The sequence below is a fragment of the Streptococcus oralis subsp. oralis genome (genome assembly GCF_002096495.1).
Lineage (GTDB): Bacteria > Bacillota > Bacilli > Lactobacillales > Streptococcaceae > Streptococcus > Streptococcus oralis_CU.
This window is the reverse complement of sequence record NZ_NCUO01000012.1, coordinates 821,767-846,201: the sequence shown is the minus strand read 5'-3', so window position 1 is coordinate 846,201 and position 24,435 is coordinate 821,767. Positions and strand designations below refer to the sequence as shown.

Sequence of the window (24,435 nt, the reverse complement as noted above, 5' to 3'; positions counted from 1 at the left end):
ATAAAGTATTTTGGTAGAGCTTAGAAAGTAAGTATGAAGATAAAAACATTCCCTTAGACTGCTGTCTGAGGGAATGTTTTTTATGGGAGCATCATCAATTCGACAATCATAGCAATGTAGATGATTAAGGTAAGGAGAAAACCGGCTCTCCAGAAGAATTTGATGAATTTAGGGTAATAAAAACTTCGTTTTTTGACAAGGAAAAAGACTACAAGGAGGATTGCTAGGAGAGAAAGTGCGACTCCAAGTCGCGGTAGAAAGTTGTGGGTAAAGGCTTTAGCAGTGATCAGATAGTACTCGAATACCAAAAGTGGAAAAGCTAGATCCGCGAAATTAAATCCTATTTTCCTAAGTCCGAAAAGCTTGGTGACAATAAAGCAAACCACCAAGGTTAATATCAATAATAAAATAGATGCTATTTTCATTAAAATCATACCCATATTGTATCATAAAAAAACGCTAAAGGAAATGAGAAACAAGGGAATTTGTTGGAAAGTCAGGCTTTTGAGATTGTAGGTGTTTTTTGTTATAATGAAAGTTATGAAATCTTATAATACCTTGAATGATTATTATCGAAAACTTTTTGGAGAAAAGACTTTCAAAGTTCCTATTGATGCGGGATTTGACTGTCCAAATCGTGATGGAACTGTAGCTCATGGTGGTTGTACTTTTTGTACGGTTTCAGGTTCTGGAGATGCCATCGTGGCACCGGATGCTCCTATTCGTGAGCAATTTTATAAGGAAATTGACTTTATGCACCGCAAGTGGCCAGATGTTCAGAAGTACTTGGTTTATTTCCAAAACTTTACCAACACCCATGAAAAGGTGGAAGTGATTCGGGAGCGATATGAGCAGGCTATCAACGAGCCAGGTGTAGTGGGAATCAATATCGGAACACGTCCGGATTGCTTACCTGATGAAACAATCGAATATTTGGCTGAGTTATCGGAACGCATGCATGTGACGGTTGAATTGGGATTACAGACAACCTTTGAAGCAACCTCTGACCTGATTAACCGTGCCCATTCTTATGAATTGTATGTTGAAACAGTCAAACGCTTGAGGAAATATCCCAAGATTGAGATTGTTTCCCATTTGATTAATGGTCTGCCCGGTGAGACTCATGAGATGATGATTGAAAATGTACGCCGTTGTGTTACGGATAATGAGATTCAAGGAATTAAGTTGCACTTGCTTCACCTCATGACCAATACACGGATGCAGCGAGATTACCACGAAGGACGCTTGCAACTGATGAGTCAGGATGAGTATGTCAAAGTTATCTGTGATCAACTGGAAATCATTCCCAAGCATATCGTCATCCATCGAATTACAGGAGATGCACCGAGAGATATGCTGATTGGTCCTATGTGGAGCCTCAATAAATGGGAAGTGCTGAATGCTATTGAAACTGAGATGCGCCGTCGTGGAAGTGTGCAAGGATGCAAGGCTGTAAAACAGGAGTTTAAAAATGAAAAGACCACTTGAGATGGCACATGATTTTTTGGCTGAGGTTGTGACAAAAGAGGATATTGTAGTGGATGCGACCATGGGCAATGGCCACGATACCCTTTTCCTAGCCAAGCTAGCTAAGAGAGTCTATGCCTTTGATATCCAGGAGAAGGCTTTGGAGAAGACGCAAGAGCGTTTGGATCAGGCTGGAATGACAAATGCCCAGTTAATCTTGCAAGGTCATGAGAAACTGGACCAATTTGTGACAGAAGCTAAGGCAGGGATTTTTAATCTGGGTTATTTACCTTCTGCTGACAAGTCCGTCATCACCCAACCTCAGACTACTATCAAAGCCTTAGAAAAGCTGTGTTACTTGCTTATCAAGGGGGGACGGATTGCTATCATGATCTACTATGGTCATGAAGGAGGAGATACTGAGAGGGATGCTGTATTGGATTTTGTTAGCCAGTTGAACCAACAAGAGTATACAGCTGCCATTTATCGGACTCTCAACCAAGTTAACAATCCACCGTTTTTAGTTATGATTGAAAAATTAGAAAGGTATAGACATGGATAAACAATACCTTCGTGAGAAGCTTGAGGCAATGCGCCAAAATTTTGTCGAGTCAACGCATCACGAGCGAGCAGTCGGGGTGCTCGACGAAGCACATATGAGCAAGAAAATGCTTAAAATCAAGAAAAAATTAGTGGCTCTTGAAATGGAACGATGCCAGAAAAAAATTGAGCACAAAGACTGTTCTAAGATTGATCAGAAAATCCAAGAGCAAAAGGAGATTTTTGAATCTTGTTGTAAAAAAGATTAAGGAGGAATTGTGTGGAATTACTCATTTACTTGATTCTATTTTTATTTGTCTTAATCATTTCAACCACGACTAATAAACTTCTCCCTTTTTTGCCCCTTCCTCTTGTACAAATTCTTTTGGGGATTGGGATTGGCTTATTTGTTCCTGATGCGGACTTTCATCTCAATACAGAGCTGTTTCTGGCCATGGTTATTGGTCCCTTACTTTTCCGGGAGGCAGAAGAAGCGGATATTACGTCCATTTTGAAGCACTGGCGGATTGTCGTTTTTCTGATTTTTCCTGTGATTTTTATCTCGACTTTAAGCTTGGGGGGCATGGCTCACTTCCTTTGGATTACCCTTCCTTTGGCGGCCTGTTTAGCAGTTGGAGCGGCACTTGGGCCAACAGATTTGGTTGCCTTCGCATCTCTTTCTGAACGTTTTCGTTTTCCTAAACGGGTTTCTAATATTCTAAAAGGGGAAGGGCTCTTAAATGACGCTTCTGGTTTGGTTGCCTTTCAGATGGCTCTGGCTGCTTGGACAACAGGAACGTTTTCTCTAAGCCAAGCTGGAACTTCCCTAGCACTTTCTATCCTTGGTGGTTTTGTAGTCGGTTTTGTGACGGCTATGGTCAATCGTTTCTTGCATAGTTTTTTGCTGAGTGTACGAGCGATAGATATAGCCAGTGAACTATTGCTAGAGCTAAGTTTGCCACTCATGACCTTTTTCATCGCAGAAGAGTTTCATGTTTCAGGGATTATCGCAGTAGTGGTTGCAGGTATTTTGAAGGCCAGTCGCTTTAAGAAAATTACGCTCCTTGAGGCTCAGGTAGACACCGTGACGGAGACCGTCTGGCACACCGTGACCTTTATGCTAAATGGATCAGTCTTTGTTCTCTTGGGAATGGAGTTAGAGTTGATAGCAGAACCGATTTTGTCTAATTCTCTCTACAATCCCCTTCTTTTACTGATTTCAGTTGTCGTTCTGACCTTCTTGCTTTTTGCGATCCGCTTTGTCATGATTGCTGGTTTTTACTTTGTGAGGACGCGTCGACTTAAGAAAAAAATTCATAAGTACATGAAAGATATGCTTCTTTTGACCTTCTCTGGTGTCAAAGGGACAGTATCTATCGCGACCATTCTCCTCATACCAAGTCATTTGGAGCAGGAATATCCTCTGTTACTCTTCCTTGTAGCAGGCGTTACACTGTTGAGCTTTTTAACAGGTTTACTGGTTCTCCCTCACTTATCTGAAGAACAAGAGGAAAGCAAGGATCATTTGATGCATATTGCGATTTTGAATGATGTGGCTGCAGAATTAGAAAAAGAGCTAGACCATCACAAGAACAAACTTCCTCTTTATGCAGCTATTGATAATTATCATGGTCGGATTGAAAACCTTATCCTTAGTCTGGAAAATAAGAGAGTCCAAGAGGACTGGGAGTCCCTCAAACTTCTTATCTTGAGTATTGAGAGTGACGGTTTGGAGCAAGCCTACGAAGAAAATAGAATCAGCGAGCGTGGCTATCGAGTTTACCAACGTTACCTAAAAAACATGGAGCAGAGTATCAATCGGAATTTCGCTTCTAGAGTGACTTATTACTTCCTAGTTTCTTTACGGATACTGCGCTTTCTACTCCATGAAATGTTTACCTTTGGCAAAACTTTCCGTAGTTGGATGAATGAAGAATCTCGTAAACTACTAGCAGTTGACTATGATCAGATTTCAGAGTTGTATTTGGAAAATACAGAGCTGATTATCGAGAGTTTGGAAAACCTCAAGGGGGTTTACAAGAGTTCTCTGATTAGTTTTATGCAAGAATCTCGTCTACGCGAGACGGCCATTATCGGAAGTGGTGCCTTTGTTGAGCGGGTTATCAATCGCATCAAACCAAACAATATCGATGAAATGCTACGAGGTTACTATCTCGAACGTAAGGCAATCTTTGAATACGAAGAAGCTAAACTGATAACAGCCAAGTATGCCAAAAAACTACGACAAAATGTGAATAATTTAGAAAATTATTCTCTGAAAGAAGCAGCAAATACTTTACCTTATGATATGCTAGATTTAATCAGAAGAACTTAGATGATGAAGAAAATGACGGAGGATGGAACATGAAAAAGTGGTGGAAAGAGCTGATGGACAGGCCCTTATTGAAAGCTTTTTTGCATTATTATCAAGCATCTGATAGTGAGTTGACCAGTGTTGCGGTTGCCTACTATTGGTTGATTTCAATCTTTCCTTTGCTAATGATAATGGTCAATATTTTGCCTTATTTTCAGATTCCAGTCTCAAATTTCTTACTGACGATCAAGGAATTCTTGCCTGATACGGTGTATGATGTGGTTGCCAAGATTGTCCGAGAAGTTCTGACTCAACCATCAACTGGTTTGCTGAGTTTTGCCGTTTTATCTGCACTCTGGACCTTTTCGAAATCAATGGATTTCCTCCAAAAAGCCTTTAACAAAGCCTATGGGGTGACCAAGAGTCGAGGCATTATCTCCCATCAGTTGATGAGTCTACTTGTTAGTTTTGGCTTGCAGATCCTTTTTGCCTTTGCCTTATTTTTGAGTATGTTTGGTCGTATGTTGCTCAACCTCCTCAAAACTTACTGGCAATCAGACAGTCCGCTATTTTCCTACCTGCAAGATTTTACAGGCCCTCTGGTCTATGCCTTGATCTTTGCCATTCTAGTTATGATTTATTACTTCCTTCCAAAAGTAAAAGCACCACGAATCCGCTATGTTTTACCAGGAAGTATCTTTGTCTTGCTAACTCTTATCTTTTTATTGAATATCTTTTCTGTCTACGTCAATAGTTATGTTAATCATCTAGTTGACGTTCGATTTTTCAGTTCCATTATCGTGGTAGTCATGATGTTCTGGTTTATTCTTATTGCAAAGATTTTGATTATCGGAGCAGTTATCAATGCCAGTGTTCAGAGTTTGAAAGATCCAAAGTTTAGTATGGAATGATTAGAAAAATCCCTATTAGGAAACCTAATAGGGATTTTCTTAATAGATAAACATGGCATCTCCAAAACTGAAGAAGCGGTAGTGTTCTTGGATGGCATGGTGATAGGCATCTAGGACTAAGTCACGACCGGCAAAGGCAGAAACCAACATGACGAGAGTTGACTTGGGCAGGTGGAAATTAGTTGAAAAAGCATCCACAACCTTCCAGTCGTAGCCTGGTTTGATAAAGATATTGGTCCAACCAGAATCTGATTGGATTTGCCCATTAAACTTGGAACCGATGGTTTCCAGTGTGCGAATCGAAGTGGTTCCAACAGCGATGACGCGACCTCCATTTTCCTTAACAGAGCGAAGGGTGGCAGCTGCTTCCTCAGAGAGCTGGTAGAATTCAGAGTGCATTTCATGTTCGTCCAGATTGTCAACAGAGACAGGTCTAAAGGTTCCGAGTCCGACGTGAAGAGTGAGATAGACCAGATGAACACCCTTGGCTTGGATTTCTGCTAGCAGTTCTTTGGTGAAGTGCAATCCAGCAGTCGGTGCTGCAGCAGAGCCACTTTCTTTAGCGTAGACCGTTTGATAACGTTCACGGTCATCCAATTTTTCATGGATATAAGGTGGTAGTGGCATTTCACCCAGGCTTTCCAAAACTTCTAGGAAAATTCCTCGGTATTCAAAGCGGACAATACGGCCCCCATGGGTCAATTCTTCCGTAACGACAGCGCTGAGGCGACCATCACCAAAGTTGACACGAGTCCCGACCTTGAGGCGTTTAGCAGGTTTGGCGAGAACCTCCCACTCATCTCCACTGGTATTTTTGAGTAGGAGAAGCTCCACATGGCCTCCAGTTTCTTCCTTTTGACCATAGAGGCGGGCAGGGAGAACACGGGTGTCGTTCATGACAAGGGCATCACCTGGTTCCAACATATCAATAATAGAGTGGAAGTGTTTATCCTGAAATTCACCCGTCTCACGATTGACGATGAGGAGTTTGGAGGAATCTCGTTTTTCAAGGGGCGTTTGGGCAATCAATTCCTCAGGCAAGTGGAAATCAAAATCAGCTGTATTCATATATCTGTTCATTCTTTCTAAGTTCTAATCCTATCCATTATAACATGTTTCAAGTTTGGGTGCTCTTTTTTTAGAAATTAAATCGTTTTCACTTGACAAAAATTGGTCTATACCATATAATGAATATAGAAATATGGAGGATATAAAATGAAAGTTATTAAAGTTGAAAACCAAGTCGAAGGTGGAAAAGTTGCTTTTGAGATTTTGAAGGAAAAATTGGCCAATGGTGCTCAAACATTAGGACTTGCAACAGGAAGCAGCCCGCTTGAGTTTTACAAGGAAATCGTGGAGAGTGACCTTGATTTTTCAAATCTAACCAGTGTGAACCTTGATGAGTATGTCGGGCTTGATGGGGACAATCCACAATCTTATCGTTACTTTATGCAAGAAAACTTGTTCAACCAAAAGCCATTTAAAGAAAGTTTCTTGCCACGTGGTGTTAAGGATAATGCTGAAGAAGAAGTTGAACGCTACAACCAAATTTTGGCTGACCATCCTGTTGATTTGCAAATCTTGGGAATCGGTCGCAATGGACATATCGGATTTAATGAACCTGGTACTCCATTTGACAGTCAAACACACCTTGTAGAGCTGGACCAGTCTACTATCGAAGCCAATGCTCGCTTCTTTGACAAGATTGAAGACGTTCCAACCCAAGCTATCTCAATGGGGATTAAAAACATCTTGGATGCCAAGTCAATTATTCTCTTTGCTTACGGTGAATCAAAAGCAGAAGCTATTGCCGGAACAGTGTCTGGACCAGTGACTGAGAGTCTACCAGCAAGTAGTCTGCAAAATCACCCTGATGTGACGATTATTGCGGATGCTGAAGCGCTCAGCTTGCTTGAAAAATAAAAAGTATAAGAACCACTTGCTCTTTGGAGTGAGTGGTTCTTATACTTCAAATGTTCACTATTCTGCTAAAAGAAATTTTTCTGTAAAACACTGTAACAGTTGTCGAAATTTCATATAAAAAGGCATCCAATAGAAAATTCTTAAATGTCTGTAAACTTTGATATAATCGTATTGACTATTTTTTATGATACTATACGATTTTTATTAAGACAGTCGATAGTTGTTGATGCTGGAAACTATGATATAACTGGCAATTCCTGACATGTGAAGAAAGGTTGAAATCCAACCTGTTATATTTGGTAGAAGCATGGTAAGAGATAGAACGATTAAAAAGATATAAAATAGTTTTAATCCTAAATTGAAATTTTTCCATATACTAAACATACTCATCACCCCACCCGTTACAAAAGCATAGCCAATAGCAGAGATACCCGATGCCTGAATTTCTTGATTCTGTGTTAATAGATGGAATACAATTGAAGATATTACCATAGAAGTAATAAAAACTAAAAATACATATTTTGATCCCTTTTTATACTCCAATAGCCCACCAAAAGGAAGTAACATTAAAGTATTTAAAACTAAATGAAACCATATAAACCATACTGGTGCTTCTTTACTTCCATGCATAAATGTACCACTAAAGTATTGCCAACAATAAATTGGCTTTGAATGAAATGCAAATAAGTCATACATTACACTTCCCAAAAAGGTAGTAAGAATCCCTAGCAATAAACAAATTACAACTAAAATACTGACCACAGGGCAAATTTTTATGATTCTTTTCATGTTATAGATTCACTTCTAAATAATACTAATTTTTGCTAATCAATATGTGCTACTATTATATCATTTCCATCTGTAAATGTTAATCAATTTTAACAAGATTAAAAAGATTAAAATTGAAGATAATATAAGTTCATGTCAGTTTTTTCTTGACAATTATTCCTTTTACGTGTAAAATAGAATAGATCTTGAACTTGAAGGGAGTGAAAAAAATGTCTAAAACAGTAGTACGTAAGAATGAATCTCTTGACGATGCACTTCGTCGTTTTAAACGTGCGGTTACTAAAGCTGGTACTCTTCAAGAAACACGCAAACGTGAATTCTATGAAAAACCTTCTGTAAAACGTAAACGTAAATCAGAAGCAGCTCGTAAACGTAAAAAATTCTAATTTGAAATGAAAGGCTAGACTTGTCTAGTCTTTTTTTGCACAATGTTTAGAGGAAGAAATTGTTATGAGAGAGTATATAAAAGAATATCAAAAGATGCGTGAAAATCACTTGGAAGATTGGGGTTATTGTGCTGATCCGATAGATTGGAAGGAATTTGAAGAGTCAAACCAAAGAATTTTTGAAAAGTATTTGACCGATTCAAAAGTATTGTCTGACAAGGTTTTAAGGGTAAAATTGTACAGTAGCTTATTACTAGATGATATTCAATATTTTGCCTATTATGCGGCGTTTTTAGATGGGGATTATACACAGTTAAACAACGCGCTATGGCAAACAGGAAGAACTGAGTTGATGAGAGGCGGTTTGTTGGCAAGTGGAACTATTTACACAGATGGAATTTTGAAAGGCTTGTTTACCTCTTTTGCTTGTAACGATTTTTCAGCCATTCCATCATTCGTCCCCAAAGATTTACCCTTGTTGAAAGGAACCTATTATCCAGAAAATGTGATGAATCTTTTATACGCTCTTTATTATCAAGATGAAGAAAGATTATCCGAGTCGCTCTTGTTGGCACAACAGTTTTTAGGGAAGAAAAAACGAACTGGTATGGAAGAATTTTCTGTTCGGTATTTTATAAGTTTGGCAAGAAAAGATGCAGTTGCATTAAGTGAGTCCCTACAAAGTTTATGCCAAGCTTATCAGAGACGAGGTTACCCCTATGAAAAAATTGATAAGTGCTTTGCGGATGAGATTCATGGTCTATATCGTTTGGTACGATTGTTTGACCATTCCTTGTTCGAAGAAGTCAGTATGCCATCTCATAAGACTTTTTTGAAGGAGTTTGAAGAATGGCAAGTCCAAAATCAGTTTCCACAAGGTCAACAGTTCTATACCTATCCTCAAGATATGGCTGATGCAAATAGAATATTAACAAAAGGTCTTCCAAGAATTTACTTTGAAAAATCTGGAAGGGACTTGGTGATAGACGTTGACCAATTTGCAGTAGATTTGTCTCGGTTAATTTAAAAGAGTAGGAAAAGACTTACTAGTCAAATCTTTTCCCAAGCAACATCAAATAAATACTGTAAATCCTGCAAAAAAAGGAAACTTCCAACTACAATCTGATATAATAGTAGGGAGAACTCGATTGAAGGAGGAAATTATGTCGGTTTTAGTAAGAGATGTCATTGAAAAACTCAGACTAGATATTGTCTATGGTGAAGGCGAATTACTTGAAAAAGAAATCAATACTGCGGACATTATGAGACCTGGTCTTGAAATGACGGGCTATTTTGATTACTATACACCAGAACGGATTCAGCTGTTAGGGATGAAGGAGTGGTCCTATTTAGTTGCCATGCCTGCCCAGAACCGTTATCAAGTTTTGAAGAAAATGTTTCTACCTGAAACACCTGCGGTTATCGTGGCTCGTGGTCTGGTAGTGCCAGAGGAAATGTTGAGGGCTGCTAGAGAATGTAAGATTGCGATTTTAACCAGTCGAACAGCAACCAGTCGTTTATCTGGAGAACTTTCCAGCTACCTTGATTCCCGTTTGGCTAAACGTACCAGTGTGCATGGTGTCTTGATGGACATCTATGGCATGGGGGTCTTGATCCAAGGGGATAGTGGTATCGGTAAGAGCGAGACAGGTCTTGAGCTTGTGAAACGTGGACACCGTCTAGTAGCAGACGATCGTGTAGATATTTATTCTAAGGATGAGATGACTCTTTGGGGCGAACCTGCTGAAATCTTGAAGCATTTACTTGAGATTCGTGGAGTTGGGATTATCGATATCATGAGTCTCTATGGTGCAAGTGCTGTAAAAGATTCTTCACAAGTTCAGCTAGCAGTTTATTTGGAAAATTATGATACGCATAAGACCTTTGACCGTCTAGGAAACAATGCCGAAGAACTCGAAGTTTCTGGTGTAACGATTCCGCGTATCCGCATCCCAGTAAAAACAGGACGCAATATTTCCGTTGTCATTGAGGCAGCTGCCATGAACTATCGTGCTAAAGAAATGGGTTTTGATGCGACACGTTTATTTGAAGAACGCTTGACAAATCTAATCGCTCAAAATGAGGTGAAACATGATTAATCCAGTCGCATTTGAAATTGGTCCCTTTGCTATTCGTTGGTATGCTTTGTGTATTGTAGCTGGTTTGATTCTGGCAGTTTATCTTGCCATGAAAGAAGCTCCTAAAAAGAAAATTCTATCAGATGATATTTTGGATTTTATTCTGATTGCTTTTCCAGTAGCTATTTTAGGTGCTAGACTATACTACGTACTCTTTCGCTTAGATTATTATCTGCAAAATCCAGGTGAAATCATCGCCATTTGGAATGGTGGTTTGGCCATTTATGGAGGTTTGATAGCGGGCGCTATTGTCCTTTATATCTTTGCAGATAGAAAGCTGATTAATACTTGGGATTTCTTAGATATTGCAGCACCGAGCGTCATGATTGCCCAGAGTTTAGGGCGCTGGGGGAACTTCTTTAACCAAGAAGCCTACGGTGCAGCAGTAGATAGTCTGGATTATTTGCCAGGCTTCATTCGTGATCAGATGTACATTGAGGGGAGCTACCGTCAGCCGACCTTCCTATATGAGTCGGTTTGGAATCTGATTGGTTTTGCTTTGATTTTGATTTTTAGACGAAAATTAAAGGGAATCAGACGTGGTCATATCACTGCTTTCTACTTGATTTGGTATGGCTTTGGTCGTATGATCATCGAAGGCATGCGGACGGATAGTCTCATGTTCTTTGGTTTGCGAGTTTCCCAATGGTTATCAGTTATCCTTATCGGACTTGGTATTTTTATCATACTTTATCAAAATCGAAAGAAAGCCCCTTTCTATCATACAGAGGAGGAAAAATAAATGTTAGAAGTTGCATATATACTTGTTGCGATTGCTTTGATTGTCTGTTTAGTCTATTTGACAATCACGATTCAAAAAGCAGGTCGTATGATTGATGAGACAGAGAAAACCATCAAAACGTTGAGTTCAGATGTGAACGTTACCTTGCATCAGACCAATGAATTGTTGGCTAAGGTCAATGTGTTGGCAGATGATATCAATATCAAAGTTGCGACGATTGATCCACTCTTTACAGCTGTGGCGGACTTGTCAGAGTCAGTATCTGACCTCAATCAGCATGCACGTGTCTTAGGCAAAAAAGCTTCATCTGCTGGTTCAAAGACCATTAAAACAGGTGCAGGCTTGTCAGCTCTTCGTTTCGCAAGTAAAATTTTCAAAAAATAAAAAAGGAGAAATCTTATGGGAAAACTATCCTCTATCCTTTTAGGAACGGTTTCAGGTGCAGCTCTTGCCTTGTTCTTAACCAGTGACAAGGGCAAGCAAGTTTGTAGTCAAGCTCAGGATTTTCTAGATGATTTAAGAGAAGATCCAGAATATGCTAGAGAGCAGGTTTGTGAGAAACTAACTGAAGTGAAGGAACAGGCAACTGACTTTGTATTGAAAACAAAGGAGCAAGTAGAATCTGGTGAAATCACTTTTGATAGTGTCCTTGACCAAGCTAAAAACTGTGCTCGACAAGCGACGGAAGCATCGAAGGAAACCTTTAACAATCTCAAGGAGCAATGGCAAGAACAGTCAGCAACTCCAGATATCGTAGAAGACGAAGAAGAGATTATTATTGATATTACAGAAGAATAAAACATCACCATCTCTGGTTCATCTAAGGTTCTGGGGATGGTGATTTTTATCTGGAAACCAGTCTTTGTGGTATAATAAATACTATGCAGAAAAAACCAACGTCAGCCTATGTGCATATTCCCTTTTGCACACAGATTTGTTATTATTGTGACTTTTCAAAAGTTTTTATCAAGAATCAACCAGTAGATAGTTATTTGGAGCATCTGCTAGAAGAGTTTCGTTCTTATGATATCCAAAAATTGCGAACCCTCTATATTGGAGGTGGGACACCAACTGCTTTGTCAGCTCCGCAACTAGAAGTGCTCTTGGATGGCTTGACTAAAAACTTGGACTTGTCTGTCTTAGAAGAGTTGACCATTGAGGCTAACCCAGGAGATCTGAACGCGGATAAGATTGCGGTTTTGAAAAACTCGGCTGTCAATCGTGTTTCCCTAGGTGTCCAGACCTTTGATGACAAAATGCTGAAAAAGATTGGGCGCAGTCATTTGGAAAAGGATATTTATGAGAATATCGACCGCCTCAAACTGGCTGGTTTTGACAATATCTCCATCGACCTAATTTACGCTCTTCCTGGTCAGACCATGGATCAGGTCAAGGAAAATGTGGCTAAGGCCATTTCGCTTGATATTCCTCATATGAGCCTTTATAGCTTGATTTTGGAGAATCATACGGTCTTTATGAACCGTATGCGTCGAGGGAAATTGCCCTTGCCCAAGGAAGAGTTAGAAGCAGAGATGTTTGAGTACATCATTGCAGAACTTGAGCGAGCCGGCTTTGAGCATTATGAGATTTCCAATTTCTCCAAGCCAGGCTTTGAAAGTCGCCACAATCTCATGTACTGGGATAATGCTGAGTACTATGGTATCGGTGCGGGTGCTTCAGGTTATGTGGACGGAGTTCGTTATAAAAACCACGGTCCTATTCGACATTATCTCAGTGCGGTAGAGGCAGGAGATGCTCGGATAACTGAAGAACGCCTGAGCCAAAAGGAGCAGATGGAAGAAGAAATGTTTTTGGGACTTCGCAAGAAATCTGGGGTTTCCATGGCTAGATTTGAGGAAAAATTCGGACGTTCCTTTGATGGACTTTATGGCGAGATCATCAGAGACTTGGTTCACCAAGGCCTTATGCAGATCTACGGTGATCGTGTCCGAATGACAAAGAGGGGTCTCTTCTTGGGAGACACTGTAGCAGAACGATTTATTTTGGAGTAGAACAATGGGCTTAACTTATCAAATGAAAATGAAAATTCCTTTTGATATGGCGGACATGAACGGTCATATCAAACTTCCAGATGTGATTTTGCTGTCCTTGCAAGTATCAGGTATGCAGTCAATTGAGCTGGGAGTTAGCGACAAGGATATGTTAGAACGCTACAATCTGGTCTGGATTATTACAGACTATGCGATTGACGTGGTACGTTTGCCTCGCTTTGCTGAGGAGATTACGATTGAAACAGAAGCCTTAACTTACAATCGTCTTTTTTGCTACCGCCGTTTCACTATCTATGATGAAGCAGGTCAAGAAATCATTCGCATGGTAGCAACCTTTGTTCTTATGGACAGAGACAGTCGTAAAGTCCATGCTGTCGAACCGGAGATTGTTGCTCCTTATCAGTCTGAGTTTGATAAAAAACTGATCCGTGGGCCAAAGTATGCAAATCTAGAAAACCCGTTCAGTAAAGACTACCATGTTCGTTTTTACGACTTGGATATGAATGGTCATGTTAATAACAGTAAATACTTGGATTGGATTTTTGAGGTTATGGGAGCAGATTTTTTGACCAAGTATATTCCAAAGAAAATCAATCTCAGATATGTCAAAGAAGTGCGACCAGGTGGAATGATTGCTTCAGCTTATGAACTCAAGGGACTAGAAAGCAAGCATGAGATTATCAGTGATGGGGAGATCAATGCTCAAGCTATGATTACGTGGCAAGAAATTGAAGGCAATTAGAAAGGACGATATGGCTTATAAAGGTTATTTAATTGATTTAGACGGAACCATTTACAAGGGGAAAGACCGAATTCCCGCGGGTGAGGCTTTTGTCCATGAGTTACAAAAAAGAGAAATTCCCTACCTCTTTGTGACCAATAATACAACTCGTACTCCTGAGAGTGTTCAAGAGATGTTGGCTCAGAATTTTAACATTAATACACCTCTATCAACTGTCTACACAGCGACTTTGGCAACCATCGACTATATGAACGACTTGGGACTGGAAAAGACAGTCTATGTCATTGGTGAAGCAGGGCTCAAGGATGCTATCCAGGCGGCAGGTTATGCGGAAGACAAGGAAAATCCTGCCTATGTGGTAGTTGGACTGGACTGGCAAGTCGACTATGAAAAATTTGCGACGGCGACTCTAGCCATTCAAAAGGGGGCTCACTTTATCGGAACCAATCCTGACCTCAATATCCCGACGGAACGTGGTCTCTTGCCTGGTGCTGGTTCACTAATTACACTTCTTGAAGTCGCTACACGGGTAAAACCAGTTTATATCGGAAAACCAAATGCTATCATTATGGATAAGGCAGTTGAGCACTTAGGCTTGAAAAGAGAAGAGTTGCTCATGGTTGGGGATAACTACCTGACAGATATCCGAGCAGGAATTGACAATGGCATTCCAACTCTCTTGGTGACGACAGGTTTTACCAAGGCAGAAGAAGTAGCAGATCTGCCAATCGCACCAACTCATGTAGTTTCTAGCCTTGCGGAGTGGAATTTTGATGAAAACTAAACTGACCTTTTGGGGAAGTATGCTCTTTCTCCTCTCCCTGTCTATTCTCTTAACCATTTATCTGGCATGGATTTTCTATCCTTTGGAAATTGAGTGGCTGAACTTAGCGAGTCGAGTCTATCTAAAGCCAGAAACCATTCAGTACAATTTTCATATCTTGATGAATTACCTGACTAATCCCTTTAGTCAGGTCTTAGAGATGCCAGATTTTCGTTCATCAGCGGCAGGTCTACATCACTTTGCGGTGGTGAAGAATCTCTTCCACTTGGTTCAGCTAGTTGCCCTAGTGACACTTCCAAGTTTCTATTTCTTTGTTAGAAAGATTGTAAAAAAAGGCTTTTTACCACTATATCGTAAAAGCATCTTGATTCTTGTACTATTGCCCCTAATCATTGGGCTTGTAGGAGTGTTGATTGGATTTGAGCAATTTTTTACGCTTTTCCATCAGATTCTCTTTTGGGGAGATGATACTTGGCTTTTTGATCCAGCAAGGGATCCCGTTATTTGGATTTTACCAGAGATTTTCTTCCTCCATGCCTTTGTACTTTTCTTTGTTTTGTATGAAGGAATATTCAGTTTCCTTTTTGATAAAGCTTCAAAGAAATAGTGGAAAAAGTTCTGTATTTTTAATAAAAAACGAGAGAAGTTGCTCTACTCCCTATTTATTGTTAGGTTATCCTAAAGATAAACTTGCAAAGCAGGAGATTTTTGCAGAAAACAGTCTATTTTCTATGAAAAAATAGGCTTTTTTTCTAAAAATACCTAGTCAAGCGCTTTATTTTTTTGTATAATAGAAATAGCAAGTATAGATAAAAGAAGAGAAAAGCATGATTACACTATTTTTATCACCGAGTTGTACATCATGTCGTAAGGCAAAGGCTTGGTTAGAGACGCATAAAGTGCCCTTTCAAGAGCATAATATTATGACTAGTCCTTTAACAAGAAAAGAATTACAACATATTCTTTCCTTGACCGAAAATGGTACTGATGACATCATTTCAACTCGTTCAAAAATTTTTCAAAAATTGGATATTGATGTAGAGAGTATCTCGGTATCGGAGTTGCTTCAGTTGATTGAGCAATATCCTAGTCTTTTGCGCCGCCCAATTATTATAGATACCAAACGCATGCAGATCGGTTTTAATGAAGATGAGATTCGTGCTTTTCTCCCTCGTAGTTACCGTAAACAAGAATTGAAAGAAGCAACATTGAGAGCTGGTATAGGATAGATGAACAAACAGTATAGTTACCCACTAGATTTGTCGTGGAGCACTGAAGAACTTGCTTCAGTGCTTTGTTTTTTTAATGATGTTGAAGCTGCTTATGAAGATAAGGTAGAAGCAAAAAAGCTGCTAGAGTCTTACAAGGAATTCAAGTCTGTGGTTCCAAGCAAAAGCGAAGAAAAGCGCTTAGGTCGCGAATTTGAGACGGCTAGCGGTTATTCCTGCTATCATGCGGTTCAATTAGCAAAAGAAAAAAGAGAAGGGAAGATTTCTCTTGGAAACTAAATTTGAATTTGCCAAACAGATTGTGCAGGAAGCTGCGGACTATATTTTGGCTCACATGAAAGAAGATTTGCAGGTTGAGCGCAAGTCTTCGCCTACAGACTTGGTGACGCGTTTGGACAAGGAGGTCCAGGAACTCTTGGTTGAACGAATCAAGTCCACCTATCCTGAGGATTTGATTTGCGCGGAAGAGGGTTGTTTACGTGCTGCAGTCGGTCAAGGTTCCGTTTGGGTGATTGATCCCATTGACGGTACCAATAACTTTGTCGCCCAGCAGGAAGATTTTGCCGTGATGTTAGCTTATTTTGAAAATGGGGTTGGCAAATTTGGCATCATCTATGATGTCATGAAAGGTGATTGTTACCATGGTGGTGGTGCCTTTCCTCCTTGCCGCAATAATGAGCCCTTACCGCCTTTTAAAAAGAAACCTCTTCAAGAATTTTTAGTTGCCGGCAACTCAGGTATGTTTGAAAGCAATGAGTGGGGCTTGGCGGATTTGGGTCGAGCAGCGTTGGGTGTCCGTGTCTACGGCAGTGCGGCCATTAGTTTTGCCAAGGTTTTATCAGGTCGTCTTCTGACTTATATTACCTATCTGCAGCCATGGGATTACGCTTCGGCCAGTATCTTAGGGGAAAGTCTGGGTTATCGCCTTCTTACGGTATCGGGTGAGCCCGCTGATTTTACAACGCGTCAGCCTGTCATGATGGTGCCAATCGAGATGCAAGAGGAGATTCAGTCTTATATCTACGAAAGGAAAGAGAACTAAATGCAATTTCCAGAAGGATTTGTTGAAAAATATGAAGCGATACTAGAAGATGAGGCAAGAGACTTTCTTGCCTCTTTTAAACAAGAAGCGGTTTCGGCTTTTCGGGTCAATCCCTTAAAAGAAAGTCAGTTATCGTTTGCAGATGCTATTCCAAATACACCTTGGGGGTATTATGGTAAGGTTTCTGGAAAGTCACCAGAGCACGCGACCGGTCTTGTTTATTCGCAAGAGCCTGCAGCTCAAATGGTGGCCCAGGTAGCTCAACCCCTTCCCGGTATGAAGGTCTTGGACTTGGCGGCAGCACCAGGGGGAAAATCCACTCAACTAGCAGCTTATCTGGCTAATCAGGGAGTCCTTGTTTCCAATGAAATTTCAAGTAAGCGGGCTAAGATTTTAGTGGAAAATATGGAGCGATTTGGAGCGACAAACGTTGTTGTGACTAATGAATCTGCTGACCGATTGGCCAAGGTTTTTAAAGGTTACTTTGATGTGATTGTCCTTGATGCACCTTGCTCGGGTGAAGGGATGTTTCGTAAGCAGCCCGATGCCATGGATTATTGGAGTACCGATTATCCTAGCCAATGTGCTAGTCTTCAAAGAGAAATTTTAGAAGATGCAGTGACCATGCTTGCAGAAGGTGGCCGTTTGGTCTATTCTACCTGTACTTGGGCACCTGAAGAAAATGAAGAAATCGTCCACTGGTTACTGGATACTTATGATTTTGAACTGCTTCCAGTCGAGCATGTGAACGGTATGGTAGCAGGAATTAACCTTCCTGAAACGGCGCGGATGTATCCTCATCATTTCAAGGGAGAAGGCCAGTTTGTTGCCCACCTGCAGTTTAAGGGACAAAATCCCGCACCTAAATTCAAAGCTAGCAAAAGCAATCTCAGTCGGGAACAGCAGAACTTGTGGCATGATTTTGTTCAAAAATACTTGCGAGTCAATCTAACTGGTATCTTGCAAACTTTTGGAGACCAGCTCTATCTCTTGCCAGAGATGCTACCTAATCTAGGGAAACTCAAAATTGCCCGAAATGGGCTCCATCTGGGTACTTTTAAGAAGAAACGCTTCGAACCAAGCTTTGCTCTCGGATTAGCCTTGAAACCAAGCCAAGTAAAACAAAGTGTCGAAATCAATGATAAGGACTTTGTAAAATATGTGGCTGGTGAGACTGTTCAATTGTCTGAAGCTCGACCAAATGGTTGGTACCAAGTTCTGGTTCAAGGAAACGGATTAGGCTTTGCCAAGGTAACGGGAAATGTTTTGAAAAATTATTATCCAAAAGGACTCAGATTCAGGTGAAAAAGCTAGTCAAAGAGCCTATTCTATGTTATAGTGGAAGTATGAGTTTTTTCTGATAGTCTTTCATTATTACTTATATTATACGATGGAATTGTCCGCTCCTAAGAATGACTAGATAAAATAAAGCGGGACAATCATTGATGATAATTAGATGATCAGGACAAACGGAAGAAATCAGAACATTTATCATTATGTTCAAGGAGAATAACAGTGAAAAAAAGAAAAAAGCTCGTCATGTCTCTTGCAGCTCTTTTGATGGCAGGTTCTCTAGCAGGATGCGCTAGCTGGATTGATCGTGGAGAATCCATGACAGCCGTTGGTTCAACTGCTCTTCAGCCTCTTGTCGAAGCGGCAGCAGATGAATTTGGTTCTAGAAACATCGGAAAAACAGTCAATGTTCAAGGTGGAGGATCGGGTACAGGCCTATCTCAAGTCCAGTCTGGAGCAGTTGACATCGGGAACTCTGACGTCTTTGCAGAGGAAAAAGAAGGAATCGATGCTTCAGCTCTGGTAGACCACAAGGTTGCAGTGGCTGGTCTTGCAGTGATTGTAAACAAGGAAGTGGATGTTGAAAATCTCACAACCGAGCAACTTCGCAAAATCTTTACAGGTGAAGTGACCAACTGGAAAGAAGTTGGGGGCAAAGACCTGGCCATTTCAATCATCAACCGAGCAGCAAGTTCTGGTTCACGAGCGACGTTTGATACGGTGGTTATGAATGGCCAAGCGGCAATGCAGAGTCAAGAACAGGATTCTAACGGGATGGTCAAGTCCATTGTATCCCAAACCCCTGGAGCCATTTCTTACCTGGCTTTTGCCTATGTAGATGACTCCGTGAAAAGCATGAAACTGAATGGGTATGAACCTACATCTGAGAATGTAACGACCAACAACTGGCCTTTGTGGTCTTATGAACATATGTACACACTTGGTCAGCCAAATGAGTTAGCTGCTGAATTCCTGAATTTCGTCCTCTCAGATGAAGCCCAAAATGGAATTGTTAAGGGCATGGGCTATATCTCTATCAATGAAATGAAAGTCCAAAAGGATGCTTCAGGTACCGTTACAGCAGTAGAAGGAGGTCAATAATGAATCAAGAAGAATTATCAAAAAAATTACTCTCTCCTTCAAAGAACTCTCGCCTTGAGAAGTTTGGTAAAGGTTTGACCTTCACTTGCCTTTCTTTGATTGTTATCATTGTGGCCATGATTTTGATTTTTGTAGCCCAAAAAGGCTTATCGACCTTCTTTGTCAATGGGGTCAACATCTTTGATTTCCTTTTTGGACAAACTTGGAATCCTTCAGGGAAACAATTTGGTGCCCTTCCGATGATTTTGGGCTCCTTTATTGTGACGATTTTATCAGCCCTCATCGCAACTCCCTTCGCTATTGGTGCTGCAGTCTTTATGACAGAAGTCTCACCAAAGGGTGCAAAAATTTTGCAACCAGCCATTGAACTCCTCGTCGGTATTCCTTCAGTAGTCTATGGATTTATCGGTTTGCAAGTTGTGGTGCCTTTTGTCCGTGGCGTCTTTGGTGGAACTGGTTTTGGGATCTTGTCAGGGATTTTCGTTCTCTTTGTCATGATCCTACCAACTGTAACCTTTATGACAACAGACAGCTTGCGTGCTGTTCCTCGTCATTACCGTGAAGCTAGTTTAGCTATGGGAGCCACTCGTTGGCAAACCATCTGGCGTGTGACCTTGAAAGCAGCACGTTCAGGTATTTTCACTGCAGTGGTCTTTGGGATGGCGCGTGCCTTCGGTGAAGCCCTTGCTATTCAGATGGTTGTCGGAAACTCAGCAGTTATCCCAACCTCGTTAACAACACCAGCTGCGACCTTGACATCTGTATTGACTATGGGTATAGGAAATACCGTCATGGGAACGGTTGATAATAACGTTCTCTGGTCACTGGCCTTGGTATTGCTCTTGATGAGTTTGGCCTTTAACAGTGTGATTAAATTGATTACGAAAGAAAGAGGAAAGAAAAACTATGCACGCTAAGAAATTAGATAAACTTGCAACAGCTGTCCTCTATACCATCGCGGGTATCATCGTTGCCATCTTGGCATCCTTGATTCTCTATATCTTGGTGAGAGGGTTACCGCATATCTCTTGGTCTTTCTTGACTGGGAAATCCTCCTCTTATCAAGCAGGTGGGGGTATCGGGATTCAGCTCTACAATTCCTTCTTCCTTTTGGTCATTACCTTGATCATTTCTGTTCCGCTATCTATGGGTGCTGGTGTTTTCCTCGCTGAGTATGCCAAAAAAGGACCTGTGACTAATTTTATTCGTACCTGTATTGAGATTTTGTCTTCTCTACCATCAGTCGTTGTGGGTCTCTTTGGTTACTTGATCTTTGTAGTCCAGTTTGAGTATGGATTTTCAATCATTTCAGGTGCCTTGGCCTTGACAGTCTTTAACCTTCCTCAGATGACTCGAAATGTTGAGGACAGTTTAAAACACGTTCACCATACACAACGTGAGGCTGGTCTGGCCCTTGGAATTTCTCGTTGGGAGACTGTGGTCCATGTCGTCATTCCAGAAGCCCTTCCAGGTATCGTAACGGGTGTTGTCTTGGCATCTGGCCGTATCTTTGGTGAGGCCGCCGCTCTTATCTATACGGCAGGACAATCCGCTCCAGCCCTTGACTGGTCTAACTGGAATGTCCTCAGTGTTACCAGCCCTATCTCAATCTTCCGACAAGCAGAAACCCTAGCTGTCCACATCTGGAAGGTCAACAGTGAAGGAACCATTCCTGATGCTACCATTGTATCTGCTGGTTCTGCCGCCGTGCTCCTCATCTTTATCTTGATTTTTAACTTTGGAGCTCGCAAACTCGGAAGCTATTTACACAAGAAATTAACCGCTGCCTAAAGGAGAAGCCATGTCAAAATATAACTGGGATGAAAAGCATATCATCACTTTCCCTGAAGAAAAAGTGGCCCTCTCTACTAAGGATTTACATGTTTACTATGGTAAAAATGAATCCATCAAGGGCATCGATATGCAATTTGAAAAAAATAAAATTACAGCCTTGATTGGTCCTTCTGGATCTGGGAAATCTACCTATCTTCGCAGTCTCAATCGGATGAATGATACCATTGATATTGCCAAGGTCACAGGTCAAATCCTCTACCGAGGGATTGACGTCAACCGTCCAGAAATCAATGTCTATGAGATGCGCAAGCATATCGGAATGGTCTTCCAACGTCCAAATCCATTTGCTAAATCAATCTACCGTAACATCACCTTTGCACACGAACGTGCAGGTGTTAAGGATAAGAAAGTCCTTGATGAAATTGTAGAAACCTCTCTTCGTCAGGCCGCCCTATGGGATCAGGTCAAAGATGACCTACACAAATCAGCCTTGATGCTTTCTGGTGGTCAGCAACAACGTCTCTGTATCGCTCGCGCCATCTCTGTCAAGCCAGATATCCTCTTGATGGATGAGCCTGCTTCAGCCTTGGATCCGATTGCGACAGCCCAGCTGGAAGAAACCATGTTGGAATTGAAGAAGGACTTTACCATCATCATCGTTACCCACAGTATGCAACAGGCTGCGCGTGCGAGTGACTACACAGGATTTTTCTACTTGGGTGATTTGATTGAGTACGATAAGACCTCCAATATTTTCCAGAATGCTAAGTTACAGTCAACCAATGACTATGTAACGGGACACTTTGGTTAGAAAGGAAACGGTATGTCAGAAGCGATTTTACAGGTGTCAGACCTGTCCGTTTATTACAATAAAAAGAAGGCCTTGAATAGTGTTTCCCTTTCTTTCCAACCTAAGGAAATAACGGCCTTGATTGGTCCTTCTGGATCAGGAAAGTCTACCCTGCTCAAAGCTATCAACCGCATGGGCGATCTAAATCCTGAAGTGACAACAACAGGTTCAGTAGTCTATAATGGTCACAATATATACAGCCCCCGCACCGATACGGTTGAATTGCGTAAGGAAATCGGTATGGTCTTTCAACAGCCCAATCCCTTCCCTATGTCTATCTACGAAAATGTTGTCTATGGGCTGCGTATCAATGGAGTTAAGGACAAGCAAGTTCTAGATGAAGCAGTAGAAAAGGCCTTGCAACGTGCTTCTATCTGGGATGAAGTAAAGGATCGTTTGCATGATTCAGCCATTGGTCTCTCAGGTGGACAACAACAACGTGTTTGTGTTGCTCGTGTCTTAGCAACCAGTCCGAAAATTATCCTCTTAGATGAACCAACTTCAGCTTTGGATCCTATTTCTGCAGGTAAGATTGAGGAAACCTTGTATGGTCTGAAAGATAAATACACCATGCTCTTGGTAACGCGTTCGATGCAACAGGCCTCACGTATCTCTGATAAAACAGGATTTTTCCTAGATGGGGATTTGATCGAGTTTAACGATACGAAGAAGATGTTCCTAGACCCACAAAACAAGGAAACAGAAGATTATATTACAGGAAAATTTGGATAAGGAGTTGAATGATGTTACGATCTCAATTTGAAGAAGATTTGGAGAAATTGCACAACCAGTTCTATGCTATGGGACAAGAAGTGCTCTCGCAGATCAATCGTACAGTGCGTGCCTTTGTTACGCATGACCGTGATTTGGCAAAAGAAGTCATCGAAGACGATGCAGAAGTAAATGAATATGAAGTGAAGTTGGAAAAGAAATCATTTGAAATGATTGCCCTCCAACAACCTGTTTCGCAAGACCTTCGTACCGTCTTGACCGTTCTCAAGGCAGTGTCAGACGTGGAACGCATGGGAGATCATGCTGTGTCTATCGCTGAGGCGACTATTCGTATGAAGGGGGAGCAACGTATCCCTTCTGTTGAAGAAGAAATCAAAAAGATGGGACGCGACGTGAAAAACTTCGTCGAAGCAGCTCTAGATCTTTATCTCAACGGGTCTGTGGATCAAGCCTACGAAGTAGCAACGATGGACGAAAAAATCAACCATTACTTTGACAGCATTCGTGAATTGGCTACAGAAGAAATCAAGAAAAATCCTGAAGCCATTGTTACAGGACGCGATTACTTCCAGGTTATTTCCTTCTTGGAACGTATTGGAGACTACGCAAAAAATATCTGCGAATGGGTTGTTTACTTTGAAACAGGTAAGATTGTCGAACTATAAGAAACGGTTTAAATATACAGAAATAAGGCTGATTAAAATAAATCAGTCTTCTTTTTTATGAAAAGAATTGTTTTACAATCAAAATCTCTAAAAGGGTTGACAACTATTTTTAAAAGAGTTATAATTATTCAGAATTAACAGAAAGGTCGTTTATTTATGAAATTTAAGAAATGGATATTAGTTGTGTGTAGCATGCTTGCCAGTGTGGTTCTAGTAGCTTGCCAGTCAGGTACGGATAGTTCCCAGTCTGCTGTGGACGCTATCAAACAAAAAGGAAAGCTAGTCGTTGCGACCAGCCCAGACTATGCGCCGTTTGAATTCCAATCCTTGGTAGATGGTAAAAACCAAGTGGTTGGTGCAGATATTGATATGGCTCAAGCGATTGCGGACGAGCTTGGGGTTAAACTTGAAATCTCAAGTATGAGTTTTGACAATGTCTTGACCAGCCTTCAAACTGGAAAGGCTGACTTGGCTATTGCAGGAATTAGTGCCACAGATGAAAGAAAGGAAGTCTTTGACTTTTCAATCCCTTACTATGAAAATAAGATGAGTTTCTTGGTTAGAAAAGCCGATTTAGACAAGTACAAGGATCTTTCAAGCCTCGCAAGTGCCAATATCGCAGCTCAAAAGGGAACTGTGCCAGAAACCATGGTCAAGGAACAATTGCCAAATGCCCAGTTGACATCCTTGACCAATATGGGGGAAGCCGTCAATGAATTGCAGGCTGGAAAAGTGGATGCTGTTCATATGGATGAACCAGTTGCTCTTAGCTACGCAGGTAAAAACTCAGACCTTGTCGTTGCATCTGTTAACTTGACAATGAAAGATGGCGAAGCCAATGCCGTTGCTATCAAGAAGGATCAATCAGACTTGAAAGCAGTAGTAGATAAGGTTATCCAAAAACTGAAAGATGACGGAACCTATCAAACTTATCTTGAAAAAGCAGCGAAACTAACAGAAGTTGAACAATAAGAAAAAGCA

30 protein-coding genes are annotated in these 24,435 nt (G+C 41.0%); 27 read left to right on the top strand and 3 right to left on the bottom strand.

Features of this window, described 5'->3' with window-relative positions:
• Positions 1-80 precede the first annotated feature (80 nt).
• Positions 81-440, bottom strand: coding sequence for a DUF3397 domain-containing protein (locus tag B7717_RS09585; RefSeq protein WP_000525394.1), 360 nt, complete (start codon positions 438-440; stop codon positions 81-83).
• A 91-nt stretch (positions 441-531) separates the two neighbouring features.
• Between B7717_RS09585 and B7717_RS09580 the strand changes: the two genes are divergently transcribed.
• From B7717_RS09580 to B7717_RS09560, 5 genes are read left to right on the top strand one after another with little or no spacing between them, the layout of a single operon-like run.
• Complete coding sequence (locus B7717_RS09580) at positions 532-1,488, top strand: TIGR01212 family radical SAM protein (RefSeq protein WP_084944687.1); 957 nt, start codon at positions 532-534, stop codon at positions 1,486-1,488.
• Entirely contained in the window at positions 1,472-2,029 is a 558-nt protein-coding gene (locus B7717_RS09575) for a tRNA (mnm(5)s(2)U34)-methyltransferase (RefSeq protein ID WP_084944685.1), read from the top strand. The genes B7717_RS09580 and B7717_RS09575 overlap by 17 nt, the downstream gene beginning before the upstream one ends.
• On the top strand, positions 2,022-2,276 hold the full coding sequence (locus B7717_RS09570; protein ID WP_000361094.1) for a hypothetical protein: 255 nt from the start codon (positions 2,022-2,024) through the stop codon (positions 2,274-2,276). Before B7717_RS09575 ends, B7717_RS09570 begins: the two co-directional genes overlap by 8 nt.
• A gap of 11 nt (positions 2,277-2,287) precedes the next feature.
• Complete coding sequence (locus tag B7717_RS09565) at positions 2,288-4,342, top strand: cation:proton antiporter (protein WP_000421607.1); 2,055 nt, start codon at positions 2,288-2,290, stop codon at positions 4,340-4,342.
• Positions 4,343-4,371: 29 nt separating this feature from the next.
• Complete coding sequence (locus B7717_RS09560; protein ID WP_049489984.1) at positions 4,372-5,232, top strand: YihY/virulence factor BrkB family protein; 861 nt, start codon at positions 4,372-4,374, stop codon at positions 5,230-5,232.
• 39 nt (positions 5,233-5,271) lie between these two features.
• Here B7717_RS09560 and queA read toward each other — a convergent pair whose 3' ends face one another.
• Complete coding sequence (gene queA / locus B7717_RS09555; protein ID WP_049489985.1) at positions 5,272-6,300, bottom strand: tRNA preQ1(34) S-adenosylmethionine ribosyltransferase-isomerase QueA; 1,029 nt, start codon at positions 6,298-6,300, stop codon at positions 5,272-5,274.
• A gap of 147 nt (positions 6,301-6,447) precedes the next feature.
• On the opposite strand from queA, the gene B7717_RS09550 reads away from it, so the two are divergent.
• Positions 6,448-7,155, top strand: coding sequence for a glucosamine-6-phosphate deaminase (locus B7717_RS09550; protein ID WP_000864609.1), 708 nt, complete (start codon positions 6,448-6,450; stop codon positions 7,153-7,155).
• 204 nt (positions 7,156-7,359) lie between these two features.
• Here B7717_RS09550 and B7717_RS09545 read toward each other — a convergent pair whose 3' ends face one another.
• Entirely contained in the window at positions 7,360-7,944 is a 585-nt protein-coding gene (locus tag B7717_RS09545) for a rhomboid family intramembrane serine protease (protein WP_084944682.1), read from the bottom strand.
• A gap of 209 nt (positions 7,945-8,153) precedes the next feature.
• On the opposite strand from B7717_RS09545, the gene rpsU reads away from it, so the two are divergent.
• The 21 genes from rpsU (at position 8,154) to B7717_RS09435 (ending at position 24,426) form a co-directional block, all read left to right on the top strand.
• Positions 8,154-8,330: a 30S ribosomal protein S21 gene (gene rpsU, locus B7717_RS09540; RefSeq protein ID WP_000048054.1), complete on the top strand. Its 177-nt coding sequence runs from the start codon at positions 8,154-8,156 to the stop codon at positions 8,328-8,330.
• A gap of 64 nt (positions 8,331-8,394) precedes the next feature.
• Complete coding sequence (locus tag B7717_RS09535) at positions 8,395-9,357, top strand: hypothetical protein (RefSeq protein ID WP_084944681.1); 963 nt, start codon at positions 8,395-8,397, stop codon at positions 9,355-9,357.
• 136 nt (positions 9,358-9,493) lie between these two features.
• Positions 9,494-10,429, top strand: coding sequence for an HPr(Ser) kinase/phosphatase (gene hprK / locus B7717_RS09530; protein ID WP_000115190.1), 936 nt, complete (start codon positions 9,494-9,496; stop codon positions 10,427-10,429).
• Complete coding sequence (gene lgt / locus B7717_RS09525; protein ID WP_084944679.1) at positions 10,422-11,210, top strand: prolipoprotein diacylglyceryl transferase; 789 nt, start codon at positions 10,422-10,424, stop codon at positions 11,208-11,210. The genes hprK and lgt overlap by 8 nt, the downstream gene beginning before the upstream one ends.
• Entirely contained in the window at positions 11,211-11,594 is a 384-nt protein-coding gene (locus B7717_RS09520) for a DUF948 domain-containing protein (protein ID WP_084857729.1), read from the top strand.
• Between the two features lie 15 nt (positions 11,595-11,609).
• Positions 11,610-12,008, top strand: coding sequence for a YtxH domain-containing protein (locus B7717_RS09515; RefSeq protein WP_084857727.1), 399 nt, complete (start codon positions 11,610-11,612; stop codon positions 12,006-12,008).
• Between the two features lie 83 nt (positions 12,009-12,091).
• A complete protein-coding gene (hemW, locus tag B7717_RS09510) occupies positions 12,092-13,222 on the top strand; it encodes a radical SAM family heme chaperone HemW (protein ID WP_084857724.1) in 1,131 nt (376 codons plus the stop codon).
• Positions 13,223-13,226: 4 nt separating this feature from the next.
• Positions 13,227-13,964 carry an acyl-[acyl-carrier-protein] thioesterase gene (locus tag B7717_RS09505; protein WP_049477696.1) on the top strand — a complete coding sequence of 246 codons (738 nt, stop codon included), beginning with the start codon at positions 13,227-13,229 and terminating at the stop codon, positions 13,962-13,964.
• A gap of 10 nt (positions 13,965-13,974) precedes the next feature.
• Positions 13,975-14,748, top strand: coding sequence for a TIGR01457 family HAD-type hydrolase (locus tag B7717_RS09500; RefSeq protein WP_000323533.1), 774 nt, complete (start codon positions 13,975-13,977; stop codon positions 14,746-14,748).
• Complete coding sequence (locus tag B7717_RS09495; RefSeq protein WP_084944677.1) at positions 14,738-15,355, top strand: TIGR01906 family membrane protein; 618 nt, start codon at positions 14,738-14,740, stop codon at positions 15,353-15,355. Before B7717_RS09500 ends, B7717_RS09495 begins: the two co-directional genes overlap by 11 nt.
• Before the next feature lie 220 nt (positions 15,356-15,575).
• Positions 15,576-15,977, top strand: a complete 402-nt coding sequence (locus B7717_RS09485) for a Spx/MgsR family RNA polymerase-binding regulatory protein (RefSeq protein ID WP_000631261.1) — start codon at positions 15,576-15,578, stop codon at positions 15,975-15,977.
• Positions 15,978-16,256, top strand: coding sequence for a UPF0223 family protein (locus B7717_RS09480; protein ID WP_049520719.1), 279 nt, complete (start codon positions 15,978-15,980; stop codon positions 16,254-16,256). It abuts the gene before it with no gap.
• Entirely contained in the window at positions 16,246-17,019 is a 774-nt protein-coding gene (locus tag B7717_RS09475; protein WP_084944675.1) for an inositol monophosphatase family protein, read from the top strand. The genes B7717_RS09480 and B7717_RS09475 overlap by 11 nt, the downstream gene beginning before the upstream one ends.
• Positions 17,020-18,324: an RsmF rRNA methyltransferase first C-terminal domain-containing protein gene (locus B7717_RS09470; protein ID WP_084944673.1), complete on the top strand. Its 1,305-nt coding sequence runs from the start codon at positions 17,020-17,022 to the stop codon at positions 18,322-18,324. It abuts the gene before it with no gap.
• Between the two features lie 210 nt (positions 18,325-18,534).
• The gene (locus tag B7717_RS09465; protein WP_000746360.1) at positions 18,535-19,413 is read left to right on the top strand and encodes a phosphate ABC transporter substrate-binding protein PstS; all 879 of its coding nucleotides are present in this window, start codon (positions 18,535-18,537) and stop codon (positions 19,411-19,413) included.
• Positions 19,413-20,330: a phosphate ABC transporter permease subunit PstC gene (gene pstC, locus B7717_RS09460; protein WP_001070948.1), complete on the top strand. Its 918-nt coding sequence runs from the start codon at positions 19,413-19,415 to the stop codon at positions 20,328-20,330. Before B7717_RS09465 ends, pstC begins: the two co-directional genes overlap by 1 nt.
• Positions 20,320-21,204, top strand: coding sequence for a phosphate ABC transporter permease PstA (gene pstA / locus B7717_RS09455; protein WP_000543051.1), 885 nt, complete (start codon positions 20,320-20,322; stop codon positions 21,202-21,204). The genes pstC and pstA overlap by 11 nt, the downstream gene beginning before the upstream one ends.
• Positions 21,205-21,214: 10 nt before the next feature.
• On the top strand, positions 21,215-22,018 hold the full coding sequence (pstB, locus tag B7717_RS09450) for a phosphate ABC transporter ATP-binding protein PstB (RefSeq protein WP_000049851.1): 804 nt from the start codon (positions 21,215-21,217) through the stop codon (positions 22,016-22,018).
• Between the two features lie 12 nt (positions 22,019-22,030).
• Positions 22,031-22,789: a phosphate ABC transporter ATP-binding protein PstB gene (pstB, locus tag B7717_RS09445; RefSeq protein WP_001287329.1), complete on the top strand. Its 759-nt coding sequence runs from the start codon at positions 22,031-22,033 to the stop codon at positions 22,787-22,789.
• Positions 22,790-22,800: 11 nt separating this feature from the next.
• On the top strand, positions 22,801-23,454 hold the full coding sequence (gene phoU / locus B7717_RS09440; protein WP_042902108.1) for a phosphate signaling complex protein PhoU: 654 nt from the start codon (positions 22,801-22,803) through the stop codon (positions 23,452-23,454).
• A gap of 156 nt (positions 23,455-23,610) precedes the next feature.
• Positions 23,611-24,426, top strand: coding sequence for an ABC transporter substrate-binding protein (locus B7717_RS09435; protein WP_049520715.1), 816 nt, complete (start codon positions 23,611-23,613; stop codon positions 24,424-24,426).
• Positions 24,427-24,435: the final 9 nt, after the last annotated feature.

Excerpts from the sequence above, each read along its gene's own strand:
- B7717_RS09585 (WP_000525394.1), bottom strand. The coding sequence starts at position 440 with ATGGGTATGATTTTAATGAAAATAGCATCTATTTTATTATTGATATTA.
- B7717_RS09580 (WP_084944687.1), top strand. The coding sequence starts at position 532 with ATGAAAGTTATGAAATCTTATAATACCTTGAATGATTATTATCGAAAA.
- B7717_RS09575 (WP_084944685.1), top strand. The coding sequence starts at position 1,472 with ATGAAAAGACCACTTGAGATGGCACATGATTTTTTGGCTGAGGTTGTG.
- B7717_RS09570 (WP_000361094.1), top strand. The coding sequence starts at position 2,022 with ATGGATAAACAATACCTTCGTGAGAAGCTTGAGGCAATGCGCCAAAAT.
- B7717_RS09560 (WP_049489984.1), top strand. The coding sequence starts at position 4,372 with ATGAAAAAGTGGTGGAAAGAGCTGATGGACAGGCCCTTATTGAAAGCT.
- queA (WP_049489985.1), bottom strand. The coding sequence starts at position 6,300 with ATGAATACAGCTGATTTTGATTTCCACTTGCCTGAGGAATTGATTGCC.
- B7717_RS09550 (WP_000864609.1), top strand. The coding sequence starts at position 6,448 with ATGAAAGTTATTAAAGTTGAAAACCAAGTCGAAGGTGGAAAAGTTGCT.
- B7717_RS09545 (WP_084944682.1), bottom strand. The coding sequence starts at position 7,944 with ATGAAAAGAATCATAAAAATTTGCCCTGTGGTCAGTATTTTAGTTGTA.
- rpsU (WP_000048054.1), top strand. The coding sequence starts at position 8,154 with ATGTCTAAAACAGTAGTACGTAAGAATGAATCTCTTGACGATGCACTT.
- B7717_RS09535 (WP_084944681.1), top strand. The coding sequence starts at position 8,395 with ATGAGAGAGTATATAAAAGAATATCAAAAGATGCGTGAAAATCACTTG.
- hprK (WP_000115190.1), top strand. The coding sequence starts at position 9,494 with ATGTCGGTTTTAGTAAGAGATGTCATTGAAAAACTCAGACTAGATATT.
- lgt (WP_084944679.1), top strand. The coding sequence starts at position 10,422 with ATGATTAATCCAGTCGCATTTGAAATTGGTCCCTTTGCTATTCGTTGG.
- B7717_RS09520 (WP_084857729.1), top strand. The coding sequence starts at position 11,211 with ATGTTAGAAGTTGCATATATACTTGTTGCGATTGCTTTGATTGTCTGT.
- B7717_RS09515 (WP_084857727.1), top strand. The coding sequence starts at position 11,610 with ATGGGAAAACTATCCTCTATCCTTTTAGGAACGGTTTCAGGTGCAGCT.
- hemW (WP_084857724.1), top strand. The coding sequence starts at position 12,092 with ATGCAGAAAAAACCAACGTCAGCCTATGTGCATATTCCCTTTTGCACA.
- B7717_RS09505 (WP_049477696.1), top strand. The coding sequence starts at position 13,227 with ATGGGCTTAACTTATCAAATGAAAATGAAAATTCCTTTTGATATGGCG.
- B7717_RS09500 (WP_000323533.1), top strand. The coding sequence starts at position 13,975 with ATGGCTTATAAAGGTTATTTAATTGATTTAGACGGAACCATTTACAAG.
- B7717_RS09495 (WP_084944677.1), top strand. The coding sequence starts at position 14,738 with ATGAAAACTAAACTGACCTTTTGGGGAAGTATGCTCTTTCTCCTCTCC.
- B7717_RS09485 (WP_000631261.1), top strand. The coding sequence starts at position 15,576 with ATGATTACACTATTTTTATCACCGAGTTGTACATCATGTCGTAAGGCA.
- B7717_RS09480 (WP_049520719.1), top strand. The coding sequence starts at position 15,978 with ATGAACAAACAGTATAGTTACCCACTAGATTTGTCGTGGAGCACTGAA.
- B7717_RS09470 (WP_084944673.1), top strand. The coding sequence starts at position 17,020 with ATGCAATTTCCAGAAGGATTTGTTGAAAAATATGAAGCGATACTAGAA.
- pstC (WP_001070948.1), top strand. The coding sequence starts at position 19,413 with ATGAATCAAGAAGAATTATCAAAAAAATTACTCTCTCCTTCAAAGAAC.
- pstA (WP_000543051.1), top strand. The coding sequence starts at position 20,320 with ATGCACGCTAAGAAATTAGATAAACTTGCAACAGCTGTCCTCTATACC.
- pstB (WP_000049851.1), top strand. The coding sequence starts at position 21,215 with ATGTCAAAATATAACTGGGATGAAAAGCATATCATCACTTTCCCTGAA.
- pstB (WP_001287329.1), top strand. The coding sequence starts at position 22,031 with ATGTCAGAAGCGATTTTACAGGTGTCAGACCTGTCCGTTTATTACAAT.
- phoU (WP_042902108.1), top strand. The coding sequence starts at position 22,801 with ATGTTACGATCTCAATTTGAAGAAGATTTGGAGAAATTGCACAACCAG.
- B7717_RS09435 (WP_049520715.1), top strand. The coding sequence starts at position 23,611 with ATGAAATTTAAGAAATGGATATTAGTTGTGTGTAGCATGCTTGCCAGT.